The 18,224-nt window shown below is 68.2% G+C and carries 19 protein-coding genes; 11 read left to right on the top strand and 8 right to left on the bottom strand.

What is annotated here, in order from left to right; genetic code table 11:
- Positions 1-130 precede the first annotated feature (130 nt).
- Genes GII31_RS18885 through GII31_RS18875 form a run of 3 tightly spaced genes read right to left on the bottom strand, consistent with a single transcriptional unit; the run spans position 131 to position 3,275 of the window.
- The gene (locus GII31_RS18885) at positions 131-1,210 is read right to left on the bottom strand and encodes a magnesium transporter CorA family protein (RefSeq protein WP_213244904.1); all 1,080 of its coding nucleotides are present in this window, start codon (positions 1,208-1,210) and stop codon (positions 131-133) included.
- The gene (gene radA, locus GII31_RS18880; RefSeq protein WP_213244903.1) at positions 1,197-2,609 is read right to left on the bottom strand and encodes a DNA repair protein RadA; all 1,413 of its coding nucleotides are present in this window, start codon (positions 2,607-2,609) and stop codon (positions 1,197-1,199) included. The genes GII31_RS18885 and radA overlap by 14 nt, the downstream gene beginning before the upstream one ends.
- Positions 2,610-2,642: 33 nt before the next feature.
- Positions 2,643-3,275: a hypothetical protein gene (locus GII31_RS18875; protein WP_213244902.1), complete on the bottom strand. Its 633-nt coding sequence runs from the start codon at positions 3,273-3,275 to the stop codon at positions 2,643-2,645.
- A gap of 342 nt (positions 3,276-3,617) precedes the next feature.
- On the opposite strand from GII31_RS18875, the gene GII31_RS18870 reads away from it, so the two are divergent.
- The 8 genes from GII31_RS18870 to GII31_RS18835 all read left to right on the top strand — a co-directional run bounded on the left by GII31_RS18870 (position 3,618) and on the right by GII31_RS18835 (position 9,831).
- Positions 3,618-4,106 (top strand): CarD family transcriptional regulator, encoded by a 489-nt coding sequence (locus GII31_RS18870; RefSeq protein ID WP_005191554.1) that lies wholly within the window; start codon positions 3,618-3,620, stop codon positions 4,104-4,106.
- A 36-nt stretch (positions 4,107-4,142) separates the two neighbouring features.
- Positions 4,143-4,832, top strand: a complete 690-nt coding sequence (gene ispD, locus GII31_RS18865) for a 2-C-methyl-D-erythritol 4-phosphate cytidylyltransferase (protein WP_213244901.1) — start codon at positions 4,143-4,145, stop codon at positions 4,830-4,832.
- 30 nt (positions 4,833-4,862) lie between these two features.
- Positions 4,863-5,327 carry a 2-C-methyl-D-erythritol 2,4-cyclodiphosphate synthase gene (gene ispF, locus GII31_RS18860; protein WP_213244900.1) on the top strand — a complete coding sequence of 155 codons (465 nt, stop codon included), beginning with the start codon at positions 4,863-4,865 and terminating at the stop codon, positions 5,325-5,327.
- Positions 5,328-5,338: 11 nt separating this feature from the next.
- Positions 5,339-6,745 carry a cysteine--tRNA ligase gene (gene cysS / locus GII31_RS18855; RefSeq protein ID WP_213244899.1) on the top strand — a complete coding sequence of 469 codons (1,407 nt, stop codon included), beginning with the start codon at positions 5,339-5,341 and terminating at the stop codon, positions 6,743-6,745.
- On the top strand, positions 6,746-7,699 hold the full coding sequence (gene rlmB / locus GII31_RS18850) for a 23S rRNA (guanosine(2251)-2'-O)-methyltransferase RlmB (protein ID WP_213244898.1): 954 nt from the start codon (positions 6,746-6,748) through the stop codon (positions 7,697-7,699).
- 103 nt (positions 7,700-7,802) lie between these two features.
- Positions 7,803-8,273: a hypothetical protein gene (locus GII31_RS18845; protein WP_213244897.1), complete on the top strand. Its 471-nt coding sequence runs from the start codon at positions 7,803-7,805 to the stop codon at positions 8,271-8,273.
- A 9-nt stretch (positions 8,274-8,282) separates the two neighbouring features.
- Positions 8,283-9,035 (top strand): ABC transporter ATP-binding protein, encoded by a 753-nt coding sequence (locus GII31_RS18840; protein ID WP_213244896.1) that lies wholly within the window; start codon positions 8,283-8,285, stop codon positions 9,033-9,035.
- Entirely contained in the window at positions 9,019-9,831 is an 813-nt protein-coding gene (locus GII31_RS18835; RefSeq protein WP_213244895.1) for a hypothetical protein, read from the top strand. Before GII31_RS18840 ends, GII31_RS18835 begins: the two co-directional genes overlap by 17 nt.
- 18 nt (positions 9,832-9,849) lie before the next feature.
- Here GII31_RS18835 and GII31_RS18830 read toward each other — a convergent pair whose 3' ends face one another.
- The gene (locus GII31_RS18830; RefSeq protein ID WP_213244894.1) at positions 9,850-10,608 is read right to left on the bottom strand and encodes a LamB/YcsF family protein; all 759 of its coding nucleotides are present in this window, start codon (positions 10,606-10,608) and stop codon (positions 9,850-9,852) included.
- Positions 10,609-10,732: 124 nt separating this feature from the next.
- Between GII31_RS18830 and GII31_RS18825 the strand changes: the two genes are divergently transcribed.
- On the top strand, positions 10,733-12,286 hold the full coding sequence (locus GII31_RS18825; RefSeq protein ID WP_213244893.1) for a carboxylesterase/lipase family protein: 1,554 nt from the start codon (positions 10,733-10,735) through the stop codon (positions 12,284-12,286).
- Positions 12,287-12,304: 18 nt separating this feature from the next.
- On the opposite strand, the gene GII31_RS18820 is transcribed toward GII31_RS18825, so the two are convergent.
- A complete protein-coding gene (locus tag GII31_RS18820; RefSeq protein WP_322973035.1) occupies positions 12,305-13,102 on the bottom strand; it encodes an alpha/beta fold hydrolase in 798 nt (265 codons plus the stop codon).
- Positions 13,103-13,177: 75 nt separating this feature from the next.
- Here GII31_RS18820 and GII31_RS18815 point away from each other — a divergent pair, with 75 nt between their 5' ends.
- Entirely contained in the window at positions 13,178-13,762 is a 585-nt protein-coding gene (locus GII31_RS18815; RefSeq protein ID WP_246221950.1) for a DUF2599 domain-containing protein, read from the top strand.
- Between the two features lie 180 nt (positions 13,763-13,942).
- The gene (locus GII31_RS18810; protein ID WP_213244891.1) at positions 13,943-15,487 is read left to right on the top strand and encodes a carboxylesterase/lipase family protein; all 1,545 of its coding nucleotides are present in this window, start codon (positions 13,943-13,945) and stop codon (positions 15,485-15,487) included.
- Positions 15,488-15,566: 79 nt separating this feature from the next.
- Here GII31_RS18810 and GII31_RS18805 read toward each other — a convergent pair whose 3' ends face one another.
- From GII31_RS18805 to GII31_RS18795, 3 genes are read right to left on the bottom strand one after another with little or no spacing between them, the layout of a single operon-like run.
- Complete coding sequence (locus tag GII31_RS18805) at positions 15,567-16,436, bottom strand: metal ABC transporter permease (protein WP_213244890.1); 870 nt, start codon at positions 16,434-16,436, stop codon at positions 15,567-15,569.
- Complete coding sequence (locus tag GII31_RS18800; protein WP_213244889.1) at positions 16,433-17,272, bottom strand: metal ABC transporter ATP-binding protein; 840 nt, start codon at positions 17,270-17,272, stop codon at positions 16,433-16,435. The genes GII31_RS18805 and GII31_RS18800 overlap by 4 nt, the downstream gene beginning before the upstream one ends.
- Positions 17,250-18,224 (bottom strand): metal ABC transporter solute-binding protein, Zn/Mn family, encoded by a 975-nt coding sequence (locus GII31_RS18795; RefSeq protein WP_213244888.1) that lies wholly within the window; start codon positions 18,222-18,224, stop codon positions 17,250-17,252. Before GII31_RS18795 ends, GII31_RS18800 begins: the two co-directional genes overlap by 23 nt.

Here is an 18,224-nt window from a genome sequence, read left to right as displayed (position 1 = left end):
ACGAGCACGGCGTAGACACCATCGTCGATGTCGCGAATCTGCACGGTCTCAGGCATGGTTGCCTCGTAACGTGCGATTGTGTATGTCCGCTCTGCCTGACGGCACATGGTCGCCCGAGGACGTCAAGGCGTCACAGCCAGTCGCGGCGCCGGAAACTCACGTACAGCACCGCGACGGCGACCACGATCAGTGTGGAGCTGACGATGAAGCCGATGGTCGAGGAGAACCCCGGAAACGGCACGTTCTGCCCGTAGAAGCCCGTGATGGCGGTGGGCACCGCCACGATCGCGGCCCACGAGGTGAGCTTCTTCATCACGGTGTTGAGCCGGGCGTCGGCCAACGACAGATTCGTCTCGAACACGGTCGCGATCATGTCCCGCAACGATTCGGTCCACTCCGCCGCGCGCAGGGCGTGGTCGTAGAGGTCCGAGAAGTGTGGGTCGAGTTCGGGCGGTGCGTGATTGTCGATGCGCCGCCGCTGCACGGTTGCCAGCACCTCGCGCATCGGCAGCACCACGCGGCGCAGGATCACCAGGTCGCGGCGGATGCTGTAGCTGCGACGTTGCAGGTCGCGGCCGCGGCCGTCATCGGCGAAGAGTATTTCTTCGAGTTCCTCGATCTGGTCATCGAGCACCTGCACGGCATCGAAATGTCCGTCGACGACCAGGTCGAGCAGTCCGTGCAGCAACGCCCCGACCCCGTACTGTTCGCCCCCGGTGTCCGCCCACCGCCGCATCAGTTCGTCGACGTCGAAACCGGGTCCACCGCGCACGGTGATGAGGGTGTTTCCCTTGAGGAATATCGAGATGCGGTGCAGTTCGAACGATTCGGCGCGCCGGGATATCGTCGGCGGCCCAGGCGTGTTCGCGGCTACCCGGTCGTCGCCGGACGCCGCCGACCGCGGTGACACCGCGTACACCATGAGGAAGGTGTGGGTGGCGTAGGCGACGGTCTTGACCCGTTCGGCGGCCGCCAGAGTGTCCTCGACGGCGAACGGGGACAGCTTCAGCTCGTGCGCCAGCCGCGACAGCGTGGCGTGCGAGGGGCTTTCCAGGTCGGCCCACACCAGCAGTTCCGGATCGTCGAGGCAGTGCTCGATCGTGTCGAGGGAGAATCCGTCGACGGCCGCACCGTTGCGCCAGATCTGCCCGCGGATTCGCTCGGGCGCGGGTTGTATCCGGTCCGGCCGCGACCGGTCAGAAGGGGGCATCGGCGATCTCGAGGTGTGCACGGGGTGCGGTCCGACCGCCGCCTCCGCGGACACCGCCCGCGGTGATCGCCTCGCCCAGGTTGGCCACCCGTACGACCCGGATACCGGCGGGAAGCTTCTCGTCGGTGCCCGCCGGGATGATGGCGCGGGCGAAACCGAGGCGTTTGGCCTCGGTGAGCCGACGGGCGATACCCGTGATCCGCCGCACCTCGCCCGCCAGCCCGAGCTCGCCGATGACGACGGTGTCCTGGGGGACCGGGGACCGTGTGACGAAGGAGGCCACCGCCATGGCAGCGGCCAGATCGACCGCCGGCTCGGTGACCTTCATGCCGCCGACCGTGGACACATAGACCTCCTGCTTGCCGACCTTCGGATGCCCGTTGGCCTGCAGGACGGCCAGGATCATCGCGATGCGCTGGGAATCGAGGCCGGAGACCGCGCGCCGAGGATTGTGCATGTCGTCGCCGTTGGCCAGGGCCTGTACCTCGCCGACCAGGGCTCGTTTGCCGTCCATGGTCACCATCGTCACCGAACCGAAGATATCCGGGCCGCGCTGGTGCAGGAAGATGCCCGACGGATCGGGTACCTCGTGGATGCCGTCGTCGTGCTGTTCGAAGCAGCCCACCTCGTCGGACGCACCGAACCGGTTCTTGATGCCGCGGATCATGCGGAGCGTCGAATGCTTGTCGCCCTCGAACGAGAGCACCACGTCGACCAGGTGTTCCAGCGAGCGCGGGCCGGCCAGGTTGCCGTCCTTGGTGACGTGGCCGACCAGGACCACCGCGATACCGCGGCTCTTGGCCAAAGACACCAGAGCGGTTGTGACCGCGCGTATCTGGGTGACGCCGCCGGTGACGCCGTCGACCCCGGCGGCGACCACCGTCTGTACCGAGTCGACGATCAGCAGGGTGGGTGCGACGGCGTCGACGTGACCGAGGATGGTCGACAGGTCGGTCTCGGAGGCGAGGAAGATGTTCTCGTGGACGGCGTCGGTGCGCTCGGCGCGCAGTCGCACCTGCGCGGCCGATTCCTCACCGGTGATGTAGAGCGCCGTATTGCCGCGCCGCGCCCAGTGTTTGACCGTCTCCAGCAGCAACGTGGATTTGCCGACACCCGGCTCGCCCGCGAGCAGGATGACCGAGCCGGGCACCACGCCCGACCCGAGAACCCTGTCGAACTCACCGATTCCGGTGGGTACGGCGACCGACGTGGTGGCGTCGATGTCGGTGATCCGCCGCGCCGGGCTCGACGGGGCCACCGACGCCGCCGACCGCGACGTGGGTGCGGGGCCGGCCTCGGCGATGGTGCCCCAGTCGCCGCACCCGGGGCAGCGCCCGACCCACTTGGGCGGTGTGAAGCCGCATGCGGAGCAGGTGTAACTGGTCTTGGGTTTGGCCACGGGGCCACCCTAATGACCGGCTACGACAAGGTTCTAGTGCCCGGCCTCGGCCTGGCGGATCTTGTCCTGACGGGCGAGGTCGCCGCCGTTGAGGGGGACCAGGATGCGCACTTCGCCGGCCTTCTCGAACGTGAAGATCAGCTGGGTGCTGACGCCCGCGCGGACGGTGTCGCCGGCGCCGGTGAGTGTGGCCGTGAGGCGTTCGTCGGCTTCGTCGGCTTCGGGTGCGGCGCTGCTGGGCGCCGCGGCGGTGGAGGTCGCCGCCGCCGAACTCGGGGCGCCCGTCTTGGTGGCGTAGCCCTCATCGGTGAGCAGGCCGTCGGGCGTGCCCGCGTGCAGCGCCTTGCCGGGGTTCACGGTGGCATCGCCGGTGAGGGTGACGGTGCCCCGCGGCGGGGTGATCGACACGAGTTTGTCGACGACGGTGGAGCTCTGGTTGCTGATGAGGAAGCTGATGTCGTAGGGGCCGCCCGCCTCGTGGACCGCCTCGGCGTCGTCGCCGGGCCAGACGAAGGTGACGTCGCGGATCAGGAGCGCGCCGATCTTGGCCGAGCCGCCGTTGACGGCGGGCTCCTGGCTGGTGGTCTGTGACACCTGCCCTGTGCCGCAGGCGGAGGTGCCCAGCGCGATGGCCAGGCCGAAAGCACCAACCGCACCGGCAGTCATCAGACGCCGTGTCCTGTTTTGAAGCTGTGACACCCGTTCCTCCAAAGGTCCTCAGATGAAGGTGGCGTGCGAACGCGCACACTCTGCACTACGCAGCGTAGTGGGCGGGTGCGGGGAAAGTCCGTCCGGGTCGCAGATTGGTGCCAAGTTGTGTTTGTGGACCGCCGTCGCGGCTGTGTGAAACAAGTACTTGCGTGGTGTGGATCACGGTGGTATGTGACCATGGCAAACCTGCGTGAATCCGCCTGTGCGGCATGGCTGTAGTGCCGTGACCTGCACTGTTGGCGAAGCCTCCGAAGTCAGGCGTGTTAGACTGGCCTCACTCGAAAGGGGCATAGAACATTGAATTTCAAAGTTGGCGACACCGTTGTGTATCCCCGTCACGGTGCGGCTCGTGTTGCGGACATCGTGACACGGACCATCAAGGGTGAGCAGATCGAATATCTCGTTCTCAAGGTGGCCGATGGCGACATGACGGTTCAGATCCCGTCGTCGAAGCTTCAGGATGTCGGTGTTCGCGACGTCGTGGGTCAAGAGGGTCTCGACAAGGTTTTCCAGGTTCTGCGGGCCCCGCACACCGAGGAGCCCACCAACTGGGCGCGTCGGTTCAAGGCCAATCAGGAGAAGCTCAACTCGGGTGACATCATCAAGGTTGCCGAAATCGTCCGTGACCTGTGGCGTCGTGAGCAGGACCGCGGTCTTTCGGCGGGGGAGAAGAGCATTCTGACGCGTGCGCGCCGGGTGCTCGTGGACGAGTTGTCGCTGGCGCAGAACACGGACGACGAGAAGGCGACGAGCATTCTCGACGAGGTTCTGGCCGCGGCCTCCTGATCGGTGTCCGAAGTAACTCGGTGTCTGAAGTAATCGGTGTCTGAGACCGGACAGCCGGGCGGTTTCGCCCGGGTGGCGGTGATTGTTCCGGCCGCCGGTTCCGGTGTCCGGCTCGGGGAGGATTCCCCGAAAGCGTTTGTCGATCTCGGCGGTTCGACGATTCTGGAACGTTGTGTCTCCGGGATCATCGACGCCGGGATCGACGCATTTGTGGTGGTGGTCGTGCCCGCCGGGCTCATCGCCCGTACCCGTCAGCTGTTGCCGGGGGTGACGGTGGTCGAGGGCGGAGCCCATCGCAGCGAATCGGTACGGGCGGGCCTGGAGGCGTGCGCCGGGGCCGACGTGATTCTCGTCCATGACGCGGCTCGCCCGCTCACCCCGCCGGAAGTGTTCGGGCGGGTCGTGGACGCCGTCCTCGCCGGGCACGAGGCGGTGGTTCCGGGATTACCGGTGGTGGACACTCTCAAACGTGTCCTACCGGGTGCCGACGCCGAGTCGGTCGCCGAAACGGTGGACCGCGAGCCGCTGCGCGCGGTTGCGACCCCGCAGGGTTTTACCCGCGCCGCGCTGCTGCGGGCGCACGCCGACGACGCGGGCCTGGCCACCGACGACGCGGGCCTGGCCGAACGATGCGGCATTGAGGTGGCCGTGGTGCCCGGTGATCCGCTGGGCTTCAAGATCACCACGCAGTGGGATCTGCGTATCGCCCGGATGCTGGTGTCGTGACGGTGTGTTGCCGGTGAAGGCGGGAATGTTGTGAGGGTCGGTATCGGGACGGACGCGCATCGCGTCGACAAGGGCGCGGACTGCTGGATGGTGGGTCTGCATTTTCCGGGTGAGCCGGGCTGCGAGGGACATTCGGACGGCGACGTCGGCGCACATGCCCTGTGTGACGCGGTCCTGTCGGCCGCCGGACTGGGCGATCTGGGCTCGGTGTTCGGCACGGGCCGCCCCGAATGGGCGGGCGTGAGCGGTGTGGAGATGCTCGCGCACGTGGCCTCGCTCGTCGCGGCGGCCGGTCTGACGGTGGTGAACGGCGCCGTGCAGGTGATCGGTAATCGGCCGAAGATCGGTCCGCGGCGCGAGGAGGCCCAGCGGGTTCTGGGTGCGGCGCTGGGTGCTCCGGTGTCGGTGTCGGCGACCACCACCGACGGTCTGGGGATGACGGGCCGCGGTGAGGGCGTGGCGGCGATGGCAACCGCACTGGTGACAAGCAGGTAAGATGGCCCGTCGTGACGTTGCGCCTTTTTGATTCCGCTGCCCGGGAGGTCCGTGCTTTCGAGCCGTGCCGCGACGGACTGGCGTCGATCTACCTCTGTGGCGCAACCGTGCAGGGAGTTCCGCATATCGGTCATGTGCGCAGCGGTATCGCCTTCGACGTGCTGCGGCGCTGGCTGACGTACTCGGGGCTCGACGTGCTGTTCGTGCGCAACGTGACCGACATCGACGACAAGATCCTGCGCAAGGCGGCCGACGCCGGCCGGCCGTGGTGGGAATGGGCCGCCACCCATGAGCGCGAGTTCACCTCCGCCTACGACGCGCTCGGGGTGCTGCCGCCCTCCGCGGAACCGCATGCCACAGGCTTCGTGACGCAGATGGTCGAGTACATGCAGCGGATCATCGACAACGGTCACGGCTACGCCGCCGACGGAAACGTGTACTTCGACGTGCGTAGTCTGCCCGACTACGGCGCGCTGAGCGGACATCGCCTCGAGGACGTGCATCAGGGCGAGAGCGCCGGCACCGGCAAACGCGATCCACGCGATTTCACCCTGTGGAAGGCGGCCAAGCCGGGTGAGCCGTCGTGGCCGACGCCGTGGGGTCCGGGCCGGCCCGGGTGGCATCTGGAATGCTCGGCGATGGCTACGTCGCTGCTCGGTGACAAGTTTGATATCCATTGCGGCGGAATGGACCTCATCTTCCCTCACCATGAGAACGAGATCGCGCAGGCTCGTGCGGCCGGCGACGGCTTCGCCAACTACTGGCTGCACAACGGCTGGGTCACCATGGGCGGCGAGAAGATGTCGAAATCCCTGGGCAATGTGGTCTCGATTCCGGCGATGCTGCGCAAGGTTCGGCCCGTCGAACTGCGCTACTACCTGGGCAGCGCGCACTACCGGTCGATGCTGGAATACTCCGACGGCGCACTCGCCGAGGCAGCCGCGGGCTATCGGCGGATCGAGTCGTTCGTGCACCGGGTGGCCGAGCGGGTCGGCGAGGTGAAGGTCGGTGAGGTGTCGGCGGAGTTCGCCGCCGCCCTGGACGACGACCTCGGGGTGCCGGCGGCGCTGGCGGCCGTGCACAACACCGTCCGCAAGGGCAACACCGAACTCGAATCGGGCAACGGCGTCGCGGCCGCGCAGACTGCGTCGTCGGTGCGTGCCATGACCGGCGTGCTCGGCGTCGATCCGCTCGACGAGCGCTGGGTGTGCGCCGGTGACGATTCGACGGCCACGGCGGCGCTCGATGTGTTGGTTCGCAGCGAACTCGATCGGCGGGCGCAGGCCCGTGCCGACAAGGACTGGGCCACGGCCGACGCGGTGCGCGACCGGCTCACCCGGGCGGGCATCGAGGTGACCGATACCCCGGACGGGGCCAGATGGTCCCTCAAGGAGCCGACCCTGGAGGGGAGTCTGTAGATGGCCGGAAACTCGAAGCGGCGCGGAGCGATCCGCAAAGAGGGCACCAAGAAGGGGCAGGTCGCCGGTTCCGGCGGTCAGCGCCGACGTGGTCTGGAAGGACGCGGCGCCACCCCGAAGGCCGTGGACCGGCCGTACCACCCCGCCCACAAGCGGGCGGCGGCCACCGCGAAACGTGCTGCGGGACGCTCCAATCCGCGCAAGGCCGAGGGTGGTCCGGAGTATGTGGTCGGCCGCAACCCGGTGCTCGAATGCCTGCGGGCGGGAGTCCCGGCGACAGCGTTGTACGTCGCGGTCAACTCCGACCCGGACGAGCGGGTGTCCGAATCGGTGGCACTGGCCGCCGACAAGAGCATCGCGATCCTGGAGGCCACCAAGCCTGAACTGGACCGGATCTCCACCAACGGTCTGCATCAGGGTGTGGCGCTGCAGGTTCCGGAGTACACCTACACCCATCCCGACGATCTGATGGCGCAGGCGCAGGCCAGCGGCACCCCGCCGCTACTGGTGGCCCTCGACAACATCACCGACCCGCGCAACCTGGGCGCGGTGATCCGGTCGGTGGCCGCGTTCGGCGGTCACGGCGTGCTGATCCCGCAGCGGCGCAGCGCCAGCGTCACCGCGGTCGCGTGGCGTACCAGCGCCGGAGCCGCGGCTCGGCTGCCCGTTGCGCAGGCAACCAATCTGACTCGCACGCTGAAGGATTGGGCGTCGACCGGCGTGCAGCTGGTGGGTCTGGACGCGGACGGCGATGTGACTCTCGACGACTACGACGGCACCGGGCCCACCGTGATCGTCGTCGGGTCCGAGGGTAAGGGTCTATCGCGGCTGGTGCGCGAGAACTGTGACTCGATCCTGTCGATCCCGATGGCCGGGGACGTGGAGAGCCTCAACGCGTCGGTCGCCGCGGGCGTGGTGCTGGCCGAATTCTCCCGCCAGCGCAGGCGGGGCTGACGACGGGTCGTGGGTCTTGCGGGACCGTGTGGCGCGGGCATATCTTGTGTGGGGTCCGCGTTAGGCTTGCCTAACAGGAGTCCGCTCGCCGAAAGGTCTCGCCATGAAACGACTTGCCCTGCTGATCACCACCTGCGCCATGATCGGTGCCTTCGGGCTGGCGGCCGCGCCGTCGGCATCGGCACTTCCGAAAGTGGGGGAGCAGGGACTGTGGGTGCGTTCGGAGCATCCCATCGCCCAGCAGCTTCTCGCGCAGATGGCCGCCCTGAACAATCCGGATGTGGCCGACGGACCCAAACGCGCCAACATCTACGACCCGAACGGCACGTACAAGTCCGTGATCGATGTGTGGTTCCGGTACGTACGGTCGTACAAGCAGGGCGATGTCACCTGGTCTACCGGTACGCCACAACAGAATGGCGCCACGATCACGATGCGGGTCAAGTCCACGGCCAAGGGCTACGGCTCCTTCGACGAAAAGTACTTCTGGCAGAAGCATGAAGGCCGCTGGAAGTACGATGTGATCCGTTGGTGCCGGACGTCCGCGAGCTGCCCCGGCAAGAACCTGGTGTAGCGCGTCCGCGTGATCGTCTGCACGGGTATCGAGAAGCACTTCCCGGGCGGTCGTGGTGTCGTGTCGTGCGACTTCGCCGCCGCGGACGGCGAGGTGACCTACCTCGTCGGCCCCAACGGGTCGGGGAAGACGACGCTGCTCCGGATGATCGCGGGCAGTCTGCGGCCCGACGCCGGAACAGTCACTGTCAACGGGCTGAACCTGCGGTGGCGGGCCGACGCCAAGCGGCACCTCGGGGTCAATCTCGACGCGTTCGCCGTCGACAGGTCATTGACGGCGTGGACGCACATCCTCTGGCAGGCCAGAGCGGCCGGCCTGGGGACCGCCGACGCCCGCGCCGCACTCGACCGGGTCGGCCTGTACGAGGTCCGCGGCAAACGACTCACCACCTTCTCGTACGGCATGCTGCAACGCGTCGGCCTCGCCTCGGCGTTGCTGGGTGATCCGAGGACGGTGGTGCTCGACGAACCGCTCAACGGACTCGACGCCGAGGGCATCATCTGGATGCGTGAGCTACTGGCCGAGGAAACCGCCCGCGGCACCTGCTTCCTGGTGGCCTCGCACATCTTCGGTGAGGTGGAGGCGACGGCGTCACGGGTCATCGTGCTGGGTGGTGGACAGATCCTGTTCGATGGCCCGGTCGCCGAGCTGCTGGCACTCGGAGAGGGGCCGCGGCGGTTCGAATCTGCCTATACCGCACTGACTTCCGAATTCGTCTCGTACAGCGGGAAGGGTCGGTGGCCCGGTGTGGGGACTGCGTAACGCGATTCGCGCCGAACTGACCAAACTGACCTGGCGCAGTGGCACCCTGTGGGCCGCGGTACCGCTGTCGATCATCATTCCGGTGCTCGTCACCGGGGTGATCGCCGCGGGTAACCAGATGATCGCCGACACCAACCGCGAGGCCGGGCCCGACGCGGTGCAGTTGCCCGGCGGCTATTCGATGACCCCCGACAACTCCGTCTACTGGGTGCTGTTCTTCGCCACGTTCATCATGATGTGCGCCGCGGTCAATTCGTACGGCACCGAAATCAAGAACAAAACCGTGGACCTGTTCGGCTTCATCCAGCCCGCCAGATGGACACAAGTGGTCGCAAAACTCGTGGTCTTCGGGACGATCGGCGCACTGTCCACCGCCGCCGGGGTGGTGTTCATCAACGGGGTATTCCCGCACCTGTTCCCCGGATCATGGTCCGATGTCGGACTGTTCACCGGCGAAGGGGTGCGATTCCTGTGGTCGATACCGCTGTACACCCTTCTGCTGATCGCCGCGGGCCTGGGCATGGTCGCGATCGTGCGGCACACCTACATCGTGGTGGCGTTCATGCTGTTCGTGAAACTGGGCACGGAGGCGTTTCTGGCGTTCGCCGACATCGACCTGGCCGAGCGGGTGCGCCGGTATTCACCGTTCGTCAACGCCGAATACAGCACCGGGCAGATGCAGGGAATGCCGGACGGCATCTGGGGCGAGAACATCGCGATCGGCTACTACGCGGTGATCTTCCTGGCCGTGTTCGCCGTCGGCGTGTGGCGGTCGGCGCAGGTGAGCCGGAACTAAAGTTGCGCCGGCCGGGCCTCAACCGGCCTGGTGGCGGGGTGCGACAACCTCGATTCCCGCCTCGCGCAGGGCGGCGGCCACGGCGCGGGCGTGTTCGACGGCTCCCGGGGTATCGCCGTGCAGGCACACCGACTGCGCGTCGACACCGATCGTGGTCGCGTCGACGGCGGCGAGTGTCCCGGTGCGGACAAGGGTGACGACGCGGTCGGCGATCTGGGCGCTGTCGGTGAGGACGGCGCCGGGTTGTGACCGCGGGACGAGCGTCCCGTCGGCCGTGTAGGCCCGGTCGGCGAACGCCTCGGTGATCACGCTCAGGCCCGCGCGCCGGGCGCGGCGCAGCACTTCGGAGCCGGGTAGTCCCATCACCGACAGTTGTGAATCATATTGTGCGACAGCATTGATCACCGCATCCGCTTGCGCTTCGTGGTGGACGAGCGCGTTGTACAGAGCGCCGTGCGGTTTCACGTACGCCAGCGCTGTGCCCGCGGCCCGGGCCATCGCATCGAGCGCCCCGATCTGATAGAGCACGTCGGCGGCCAGGTCGTCGGGGGCGATCTCCATGAACCGGCGCCCGAAACCGGCCTTGTCCGGGTAGGAGACCTGTGCGCCGACGCGGGTACCGGCGTCGGCGGCCGCCCGACACGTGGCCAGCAACTCCGAGGGGGTACCCGCGTGGAATCCGCAGGCGATGTTGGCGCTGGTGACCACCTCCAGCATCGCTGCGTCGTCGCCGACGCCTTCGCCGAGATCGGCGTTCAGGTCGACCGACAGGGACATGAGGCGAGTCTAGGGCATGTCGCCCCATTCCCTGTGCCGCCGTCGGCGGATGATATGGGGAGACACGTCCAGTGCGCCGGCGTTCGGTGTCGGAGGCGCATCGCCTTCCGGCTACATTTGAACCATGACAACGCTCAGTAGCATCGTTTCTACCGACCTCGGCCTGGTCGAGGGCGTCCACGGTCGACGCACCCGGAAGGGGACGATCAGCTGGAAGGGCATCCCCTTCGCGGCGGCGCCCATCGCGGGTAACCGCTTCCGCGCACCGCAGCCCGCCACCCCGTGGCCGGGTGTGCGTCCGGCCAAGGCCTACGGCAAGGCCGCGATGCAGGACAAGCGGTTCACCGCCGTCGGCCCCGGCAAGTACCAGCAGACCGGGGAGGACTGCCTCACCCTCAACGTGTTCTCGCCCGATTCGGTGCGTTCGACGCCGCGGCCGGTGATGGTGTTCATCCATGGCGGCGCCTACATCATGGGCACCACGGCAACCCCGCTCTACGACGGTTCCTCCCTCGCCCGTTCACAGGACGTCGTCGTGGTGACCGTGCAGTACCGATTCGGCCCATTCGGGTACCTGGACTTCTCGGCGTACTCCACCGATGAACGAACGTTCGAGAGCAACATCGGTATCCGCGACCACCTCGCCGCCCTCGACTGGGTGCGGCGCAACATCGCCGCGTTCGGCGGCGACCCCGGCAACGTGACCGTCTTCGGCGAGAGCGCGGGCGGTTCGGCGGTGCTGGCACTGATGGCCAGTCCGGCCGCGCGGGGGCTGTTTCACGCGGCGATCGCTCAAAGCCCGGCACCGGAGCTGGTCGTCGAGGCGCCGGATGCCCGCGCGTACGCCGATGCGTTCTTGCGGATCCTGGAGAACCCCCGCTACCGCGCGGGCAGTGCTGGGGATGAGGAGCCGATCAGCGCCGAACGAGCCCGGCAACTGCTCACCCGGGCGTCATCGGCGGACCTGCACAAGGCGGGCGCCCGGTTGATGGGGTACGCCAAACACGCCGACGTGATCTCGCCCATCCCGTACGGGCCGGTCATCGGCGACGACGTCCTCCCCACGGCGCCCCTCTCGGCGGCGCAGGCGGGCACACTGCTGCCGGTCCCGCTGATCATCGGCACCAACCATGATGAGGGACAGCTGTTCGCGAAGGTATGGAACATCTTGCCGCCGGCGGAGAAGACGGTGATCGAGGCGGCGGGTGTCGACAGTTGGAACGAGATCTCGGCACTCTACGAGAGCGGCGGCCCCGACGGCGTCCGGCTGTCGGCGGACGCGGTGTTCTGGGCGCCGTCGATAACGGTCGCCGACGGGCACAGCACCGTCGCGCCCACCTACGTGTACCGGTACGACTACGCCACCGAGATGCTGCACCGGACCGGCTTCGGCGCGACCCACGCGATGGAACTGTTCGCGGTGTTCGGTGCGTTCCGCAGTGCGCTCGGTGCGGGTATGGCGGTCGGCTCGTGGCGGGCGGCCGGGCGGGTCACCCATACCGTGCAACGACATTGGGGCAATTTCGCGCTCGTACACACCCCGGTCGTCGGATGGCCCGCGTACACGACCAATCAGCGGCGGGTGCTGCTCATCGACGACCCGTGCCGCGTACGGGTCGATCCCGGCCGGGAACGGCGCGCGGCGTGGCAGAAGGCGCACGCCGCCCGCGCCAGGTGATCGCGCGGCGCCGGCCGATCAGATGTTCCAGGCGGTCGGCGGCTCGGCCGCCAGAAACGACAACACCAACGGATTGACCACCTCGGGAGACTCCACCGGCAGGTAGTGCGTGCCGGGCAGAACCGCCAGCCGCCCGGCGGGCAGGGCCCGGGACAACTCCAGGGTGTGGTCGATGTCGATCCCGCCCATGTCGGCCGACAGCACGAGCGTCGGGGCCCGCACCGTCGAGAAGTCCTCCGGGGAGTGGTCCGGGCCCGGGATCATCAGGTCGGTGCACTTGCTCAGATAGGTCTCGAAATGGTCGCGCCCGTCGGGGGTGAACGCGGTGAACAACTCGCTGAGCAGGCCGACGATGCCCGGATCGCGGCGGATCAGCGGACCGATGAATTCGTCCTTGTCGACGGCGTCGGAGTTGATGTAGCCACACACCAGCACGAGCTTGTTCACCAGATCGGGGCGTTCGCGCGCCACCAGCAGCGCGGCCACCGCCGCCTCGCTCCACGTGATGATGTGCGCGGGCCGGCGAACCACCGTTTCCAGGTAGGCGATCAGGTGCCGGGCCGTGCCCTCCATGGTGAAGGGTTCGTCACTGTCGGGTGTGTGGCCGTGCCCGACACGTTCGGGGGCGTACAGGTCCAGACCGTTGTCGCCGAAGTCGAGGATCTGCGCGGCCCACGACGCCGACGACGCGAAAACACTGTGCACCAGGACCGTCGCCGGTCCGGCCGGATTTCCGGTGTGCAGATGCCAGGTGGGGACGCCGTGGACGTCGACGTACTCCCCACCGTCTCGGCGCTCGCCGATAGCCACAGACATGTCGACCATCGTGGCAGACGGTTGGGCACCGGTGGAACACGATTGTGGAAAGAACCGGCAACTATCGTTGTCGGCATGGGCAATGAGTGGCGAGCATCGGTCCGGACCCGACACACAGGTCCGGTCCGGACGGTGGCGGCCGCGCTCGCCGCCGGCGCGCTGGCGTGGATGCTCGCCGCGTGCGGCGACTCCGGCGAGGTCGCCGATGACACCACGGCAGGGACGTCGACGAGCGCTTCCGTACCCACAACGACAGGACCCACAACGACAGGGCCCTCGGCAGACGGCAGCCCGGGCCCGGAATACTCGACGACCCCGGAATACCCGACGACGCAGGTGTACCGGCCGCCGTACATCGACCACCTCGAATGGGCCGAGACCGAGGTGGGGCCGAGCCTGCGAATCCATCCGACGGTATCGGGACGCAACACCGACGCACCCACCGCGGGCGACGAGGCGTGGTCGGAGATCCTCACACTGGACCCGAGCGCTGAAAGTCCCGGAATGCGAGCGCAATTCGACTGCCACTGGACGTTCGCCCGCCTCGTCGACCCGGACAAGACCAGCTGGAACCTGGAGCCGCGGCGCCCCGTGGTCACCGCCGACGAGATGATCGCCGCCCGCTGCAACCCCGGATTCGCCGAAGAGCCGGGCAACTGATCGGGCCACCGGATCGGCCGTGCTCATGCGGTCCGGTCGGCCTGCGCGGTGAGGGTATGCAGGGGCTCGCGCCGGATTGGGTTGGTGGCACCCACCCGACTGATCAGACCGTGCACCCTACCGGCCCCGACGAACGGTGAGACGGGTGAACCGTCGTCTGTATCCAGTACAGTAAAGCCGATGGTAGCCATGGAACGAGTTATCGCCACCGACGCGGGGCTGGTCGGCGGCCGCCGCGGCCGGGGCCGGAGCATCAGCTGGCGAGGCATCCCGTTTGCCGCGCCGCCGCTGGGGGAGAACCGGTTCCGTGCACCGCAACCGGCACCGCCGTGGCGCGGCGTGCGCGAATGCGACGAGTACGGCGCCGCGCTCATCCAGGAGAAATACCTGACCCTCACCACCCCGCTCAAACTGCAACCGATGAGCGAGGACTGCCTCACCCTCAACGTCTTCTCGCGCGACTCGGTACCGTCGGCGCTGCGGCCGGTGATGGTGTTCATCCACGGTGGGGGATTCCTGATGGGCATGGCGGCCACCCCCATCTACGACGGCACCCACCTCGCCCGCACCCAGGATGTGGTGGTGGTCACCATCCAATACCGGTTCGGGCCGTTCGGGCTGCTTGACCTCTCCGACTACGCCACCGCGGAACAGCCGTTCGAGACCAACCTCGGCCTGCGCGACCAGATCGCCGCACTGCGGTGGGTGCGGCGCAACATCGCCGCATTCGGCGGCGACCCCGACAACGTGACGGTGTTCGGGGAGAGCGCGGGCGGTACATCGGTGCTCGCGCTGCTGGCATCGCCCGCCGCGAAAGGCCTGTTCGCCGCCGCGATCGCCGAAAGCCCCGCACCCGAACTGATTGTCGACAGGGCCACGGCACGGGTTATCGCCGACGAATTCCTGCGGCTGCTCGACGACCCGGCCAGGAAGCCGGGCGCACCGCACGGGGCCGGGCCGTTTCCCGGTGGGCGGGCGCGTGAACTGCTGGCGCGCGCGTCGGGCGATGATATCCACGGGGCCGGCAAGAAGCTGATGGACTTCGCCCAGAAGACGGACATCGGGGTCTTTCTGCCGCTGGCACCGATCGTCGGCGACGACATCCTGCCGCAATCGCCGCTGCGGGCCGCCCACGCCGGCACCACACACCCCGTGCCGCTCATCATCGGCAACAACCGCGAGGAGGGGGCGCTGTTCTCGCGGTTCTTCGACCTCACACCGGCGGTGGAGAAGACGGTCCGCGCCCTCGCGGGCACCGACGGCGACGAGGCCATCCGCGGCGTCTACCGCGACCACAAGCGGGACAGATCACGACTGTCCGGCGACTTCCTGTTCTGGGGTCCCACCAGCGTGTTCGTCGACGGACACAGCGCGGTGGCCGCCACCTACCACTACCGCTACGACTACGTGACCAGGCTGCTCAAGGCGAGCGGCTTCGGAGCCACCCACACCACCGAGATGCTGGCGGTATTCGGTTCGCTGAAGACCTATGTCGCGGGGTTCCTGGCCATCGCCGACTGGCGGTCGGTCAGCCGCCTCGTCGGCGAGGTGCAGGGCCGCTGGGCCGGCTTCGCCCGGCACCGCAACCCCGGCACCGACTGGCCCGCCTACACCACCGACGACCGGCAGGTCCTGATCATCGACGACCCGAGCCGGGTCGATACCGACCCCGACGCGGGGCGGCGGGAGGTGTGGCGGCGGCTGCACTCAGCCGCTGTGGGCTGAGTGGGGCGTTGGGTCACCGGGTTTCGAGGCTCGTCGCTTGCGCTCCTCGCGCCTCAACCGGCGGTGGGTGGGGTGTGGGTCAGCGGGTGGTCCATACGCGTCGGCGGCCGATGATGCGGCAGACGACGTAGATGATGAACGAGATGGTGGTGACGAACACCGACACCGGGAGCCCGGGGGCCAGGGACAGCACCACCCCGCCGATCGCGGCGATCTCGGCGAACAGAACGGCCAGGCCCATCACGACGGCCGGGTTGGCGCTGACCCGGGACGCGGCCGCGGCCGGAGTGATCATCAGCGACATCACCAGCAGTGCGCCGATGATCTGTACCGCCTGCGCCACGGCAAGTGCCATCAGCACCGCGAACACCACCGACAGCAGCCGGACCGGCACGCCGTGCGCCTGCGCGACGCGCGGGTCGAGCGAGGCGAACAGCAACGGCCGGTAGATGATCGCCATACCGGCCAGCACGATCACGGTGGTGATCGCGGCCGCGACCAGACCGGAGGTGCTGACGCTGACGACCTGTCCGGTGAGCAGTGCGAACGCGGTGGTGGTGCGGCCGTCGTAGAGGGCGATGAACAGCACGCCCAGACCCAGGCCGAACGCCATCAGCACCCCGATCACCGAGTCGCGTTCGCGGGCCTTGTTGCCGAGGAAACCGAAGACGGCCGCCGCGACCACGGCGCCGCCCACGCCACCGAGGTTGACGCTCACCCCGAGTAGCAGGGCCGCGGCCGCACCGGTCAGCGACAGCTCGCCCACCCCGTGCACCGCGAACGACATCTGCCGCGCCACCACCAGCGGGCCGATGACCCCGCCCATCAGCGCGACCAGTGCCAGCGCCAGCAGTGACTGGTGGACGAAATCGCGTTGCAGCAGGTCGGCCGTCTGTGAGAAGTCCCAGAACTGGTGCAGTTCGACCCGGGAGGCCGCCAGCGCGCTCATGCGGCACCGTCGGTGTGCGTATCACCCATGCAGTGATGCCCGTACTCGCCGCCCACCACGAGCAGCCTGCCGCCCACCCGGATCACCTCGATGTCGCTGCCGTACAGCTCCGACAGCGTCCCGGTGGTCATCACCTCGTCGGGCGGACCGATCCGGAACTGCCCGCCCACCAGGTACAGCACCCGGTCGACGTAGGGAAGTACGGGATTGATCTCGTGGGTGACAAACACCACGGCGGTGTTCGCGTCGCGGCGGCGGGCGTCGATCAGTTCGACAACGAGCTGCTGGTTGGCCGGGTCGAGACTGGCGAGGGGTTCGTCGCACAGGAGCAGCCGGGGGTCGCCGGTGAGCGCTTGGGCGACCCGCAGGCGTTGCTGTTCGCCGCCGGAGAGTACCCCGAGCGGGGCGGTGGCGTACTTCTCGGCACCCACCTGCCGCAGGGCGTCGTCGACGAGTGCGCGGCGCCGGGCGCGCCCGCGCAACCCGAATCCCCACGCGCCGCCGTCGACACCGAATCCGACCAGGTCACGCCCGCGCATGGCCATCGCGTCGGCGTCATCGGCGTGCTGTTGGGGGATGTAGCCGACGGCGTCGGTGACCTCCAGCGTGCCCGAGTCGAGCGGGTACTGACGCAACAGCGTGCGCAGGAACGATGTCTTTCCCGAGCCGTTGGGGCCCAGGACCGCGATCCATTCGCCGGGTTCGATGGTCAGGTCGAGGTCGTCCCACAGGACGCGGTCGCCGAACGCCAGGCGGGCGTGGTGATACCGGGCCACCGGAGTGTGGCCGTGGGGTGCTGGACTGCTCACCGGACTATTGTGCGGCGTGCAGGGCATCGGCGAGCGACTGGATCTGTGTTCGCTGCCAGTCGATGAAGTCGTCGACGCCGTCGGGCAGCGTCTCGGTCAGCTCGACGATCGGTACCCCTGCGGACCGCGCCGACTTCATCAGCGCCTCGGTGACCTGGTCGACCTCCTGCGCGTTGACCACGAACACCTTCACCTGACGCTGCGTGAGCAGGTCTTCGAGTGCGGCGCGGTCGGCGGCCGACGGCGACTGGCCGGCCTCGACGGCCCGCGTGAAACCGGCGGGTGCCACGTCCAGGAGTCCGGCCTCGGCCAGCAGGTAGCCGGCGAGCGGTTCGGTCTGGGCGACCTTCACCCCGTTGTGGGTGCGCTTGATCTCGGCGAGCTGTGAGCGCAGCGTCTCGATCTCCTTGCCGAAACGGTCGGCGTTGGCGCGGTAGTCGGCGGCGTGGGCCGGGTCCTTCTCGGCGAGGACTCCGGCGAGTTCGTCGGCGACCTCACCGACCAGGCCGAGGTCGTAGAAGACGTGCTCGTTGTCGGCACCGGTGTGTTCGTGCTCGTCGCCCTCGTGGTCGCCGTCGTTGTGTTCGTCGCCGTCGTGCTCGTTGGTGTTGTCGCCGCCGGAACGCAATTCGTAGGCGTTCACCACGGCGGCGTCGCTGTTCGCGGAGGCGTCCTCGAGATACTCGTCGTAGTGGCCGCCGTTCATCAGAATGATGTCGGCGTCGGCGATCTTGGCGGTGTCGGCGGCGGGTGGCTCGAACTCGTGCGGGTCGCCCTGCGCGTTGGAGAACAGGGCGGTGACCTCGGCCTTGTCCCCGGCTACGGCGGTGGCCACCGAACCCCACACGTCGGTGGAGGTGACGATGGTGGGCATCCCCGACGCCGCCCCGGTGCCGCCGTCGTCGCCGGAGCATCCGGCCAGGACCAGAACACCCGCCCCGATCAGCGCCGTCGCGCCCAGGAGAGCTCGCCGCTTCAT

The organism is Gordonia pseudamarae (assembly GCF_025273675.1).
In the GTDB taxonomy this organism is placed as follows: domain Bacteria; phylum Actinomycetota; class Actinomycetes; order Mycobacteriales; family Mycobacteriaceae; genus Gordonia; species Gordonia pseudamarae.
The sequence above is the reverse complement of the archived record's forward strand: the minus strand, read 5'-3'. Positions and strand labels throughout refer to the sequence as shown.

Coding starts and splice junctions, on each gene's coding strand:
- GII31_RS18885 (WP_213244904.1), bottom strand. CDS start 1,210: ATGCCCCCTTCTGACCGGTCGCGGCCGGACCGGATACAACCCGCGCCC.
- GII31_RS18875 (WP_213244902.1), bottom strand. CDS start 3,275: ATGACTGCCGGTGCGGTTGGTGCTTTCGGCCTGGCCATCGCGCTGGGC.
- rlmB (WP_213244898.1), top strand. CDS start 6,746: ATGGCCGGAAACTCGAAGCGGCGCGGAGCGATCCGCAAAGAGGGCACC.
- GII31_RS18845 (WP_213244897.1), top strand. CDS start 7,803: ATGAAACGACTTGCCCTGCTGATCACCACCTGCGCCATGATCGGTGCC.
- GII31_RS18830 (WP_213244894.1), bottom strand. CDS start 10,608: ATGTCCCTGTCGGTCGACCTGAACGCCGATCTCGGCGAAGGCGTCGGC.
- GII31_RS18825 (WP_213244893.1), top strand. CDS start 10,733: ATGACAACGCTCAGTAGCATCGTTTCTACCGACCTCGGCCTGGTCGAG.
- GII31_RS18820 (WP_322973035.1), bottom strand. CDS start 13,102: ATGTCTGTGGCTATCGGCGAGCGCCGAGACGGTGGGGAGTACGTCGAC.
- GII31_RS18815 (WP_246221950.1), top strand. CDS start 13,178: ATGGGCAATGAGTGGCGAGCATCGGTCCGGACCCGACACACAGGTCCG.
- GII31_RS18810 (WP_213244891.1), top strand. CDS start 13,943: ATGGTAGCCATGGAACGAGTTATCGCCACCGACGCGGGGCTGGTCGGC.
- GII31_RS18805 (WP_213244890.1), bottom strand. CDS start 16,436: ATGAGCGCGCTGGCGGCCTCCCGGGTCGAACTGCACCAGTTCTGGGAC.
- GII31_RS18800 (WP_213244889.1), bottom strand. CDS start 17,272: ATGCCCTGCACGCCGCACAATAGTCCGGTGAGCAGTCCAGCACCCCAC.
- GII31_RS18795 (WP_213244888.1), bottom strand. CDS start 18,224: ATGAAGCGGCGAGCTCTCCTGGGCGCGACGGCGCTGATCGGGGCGGGT.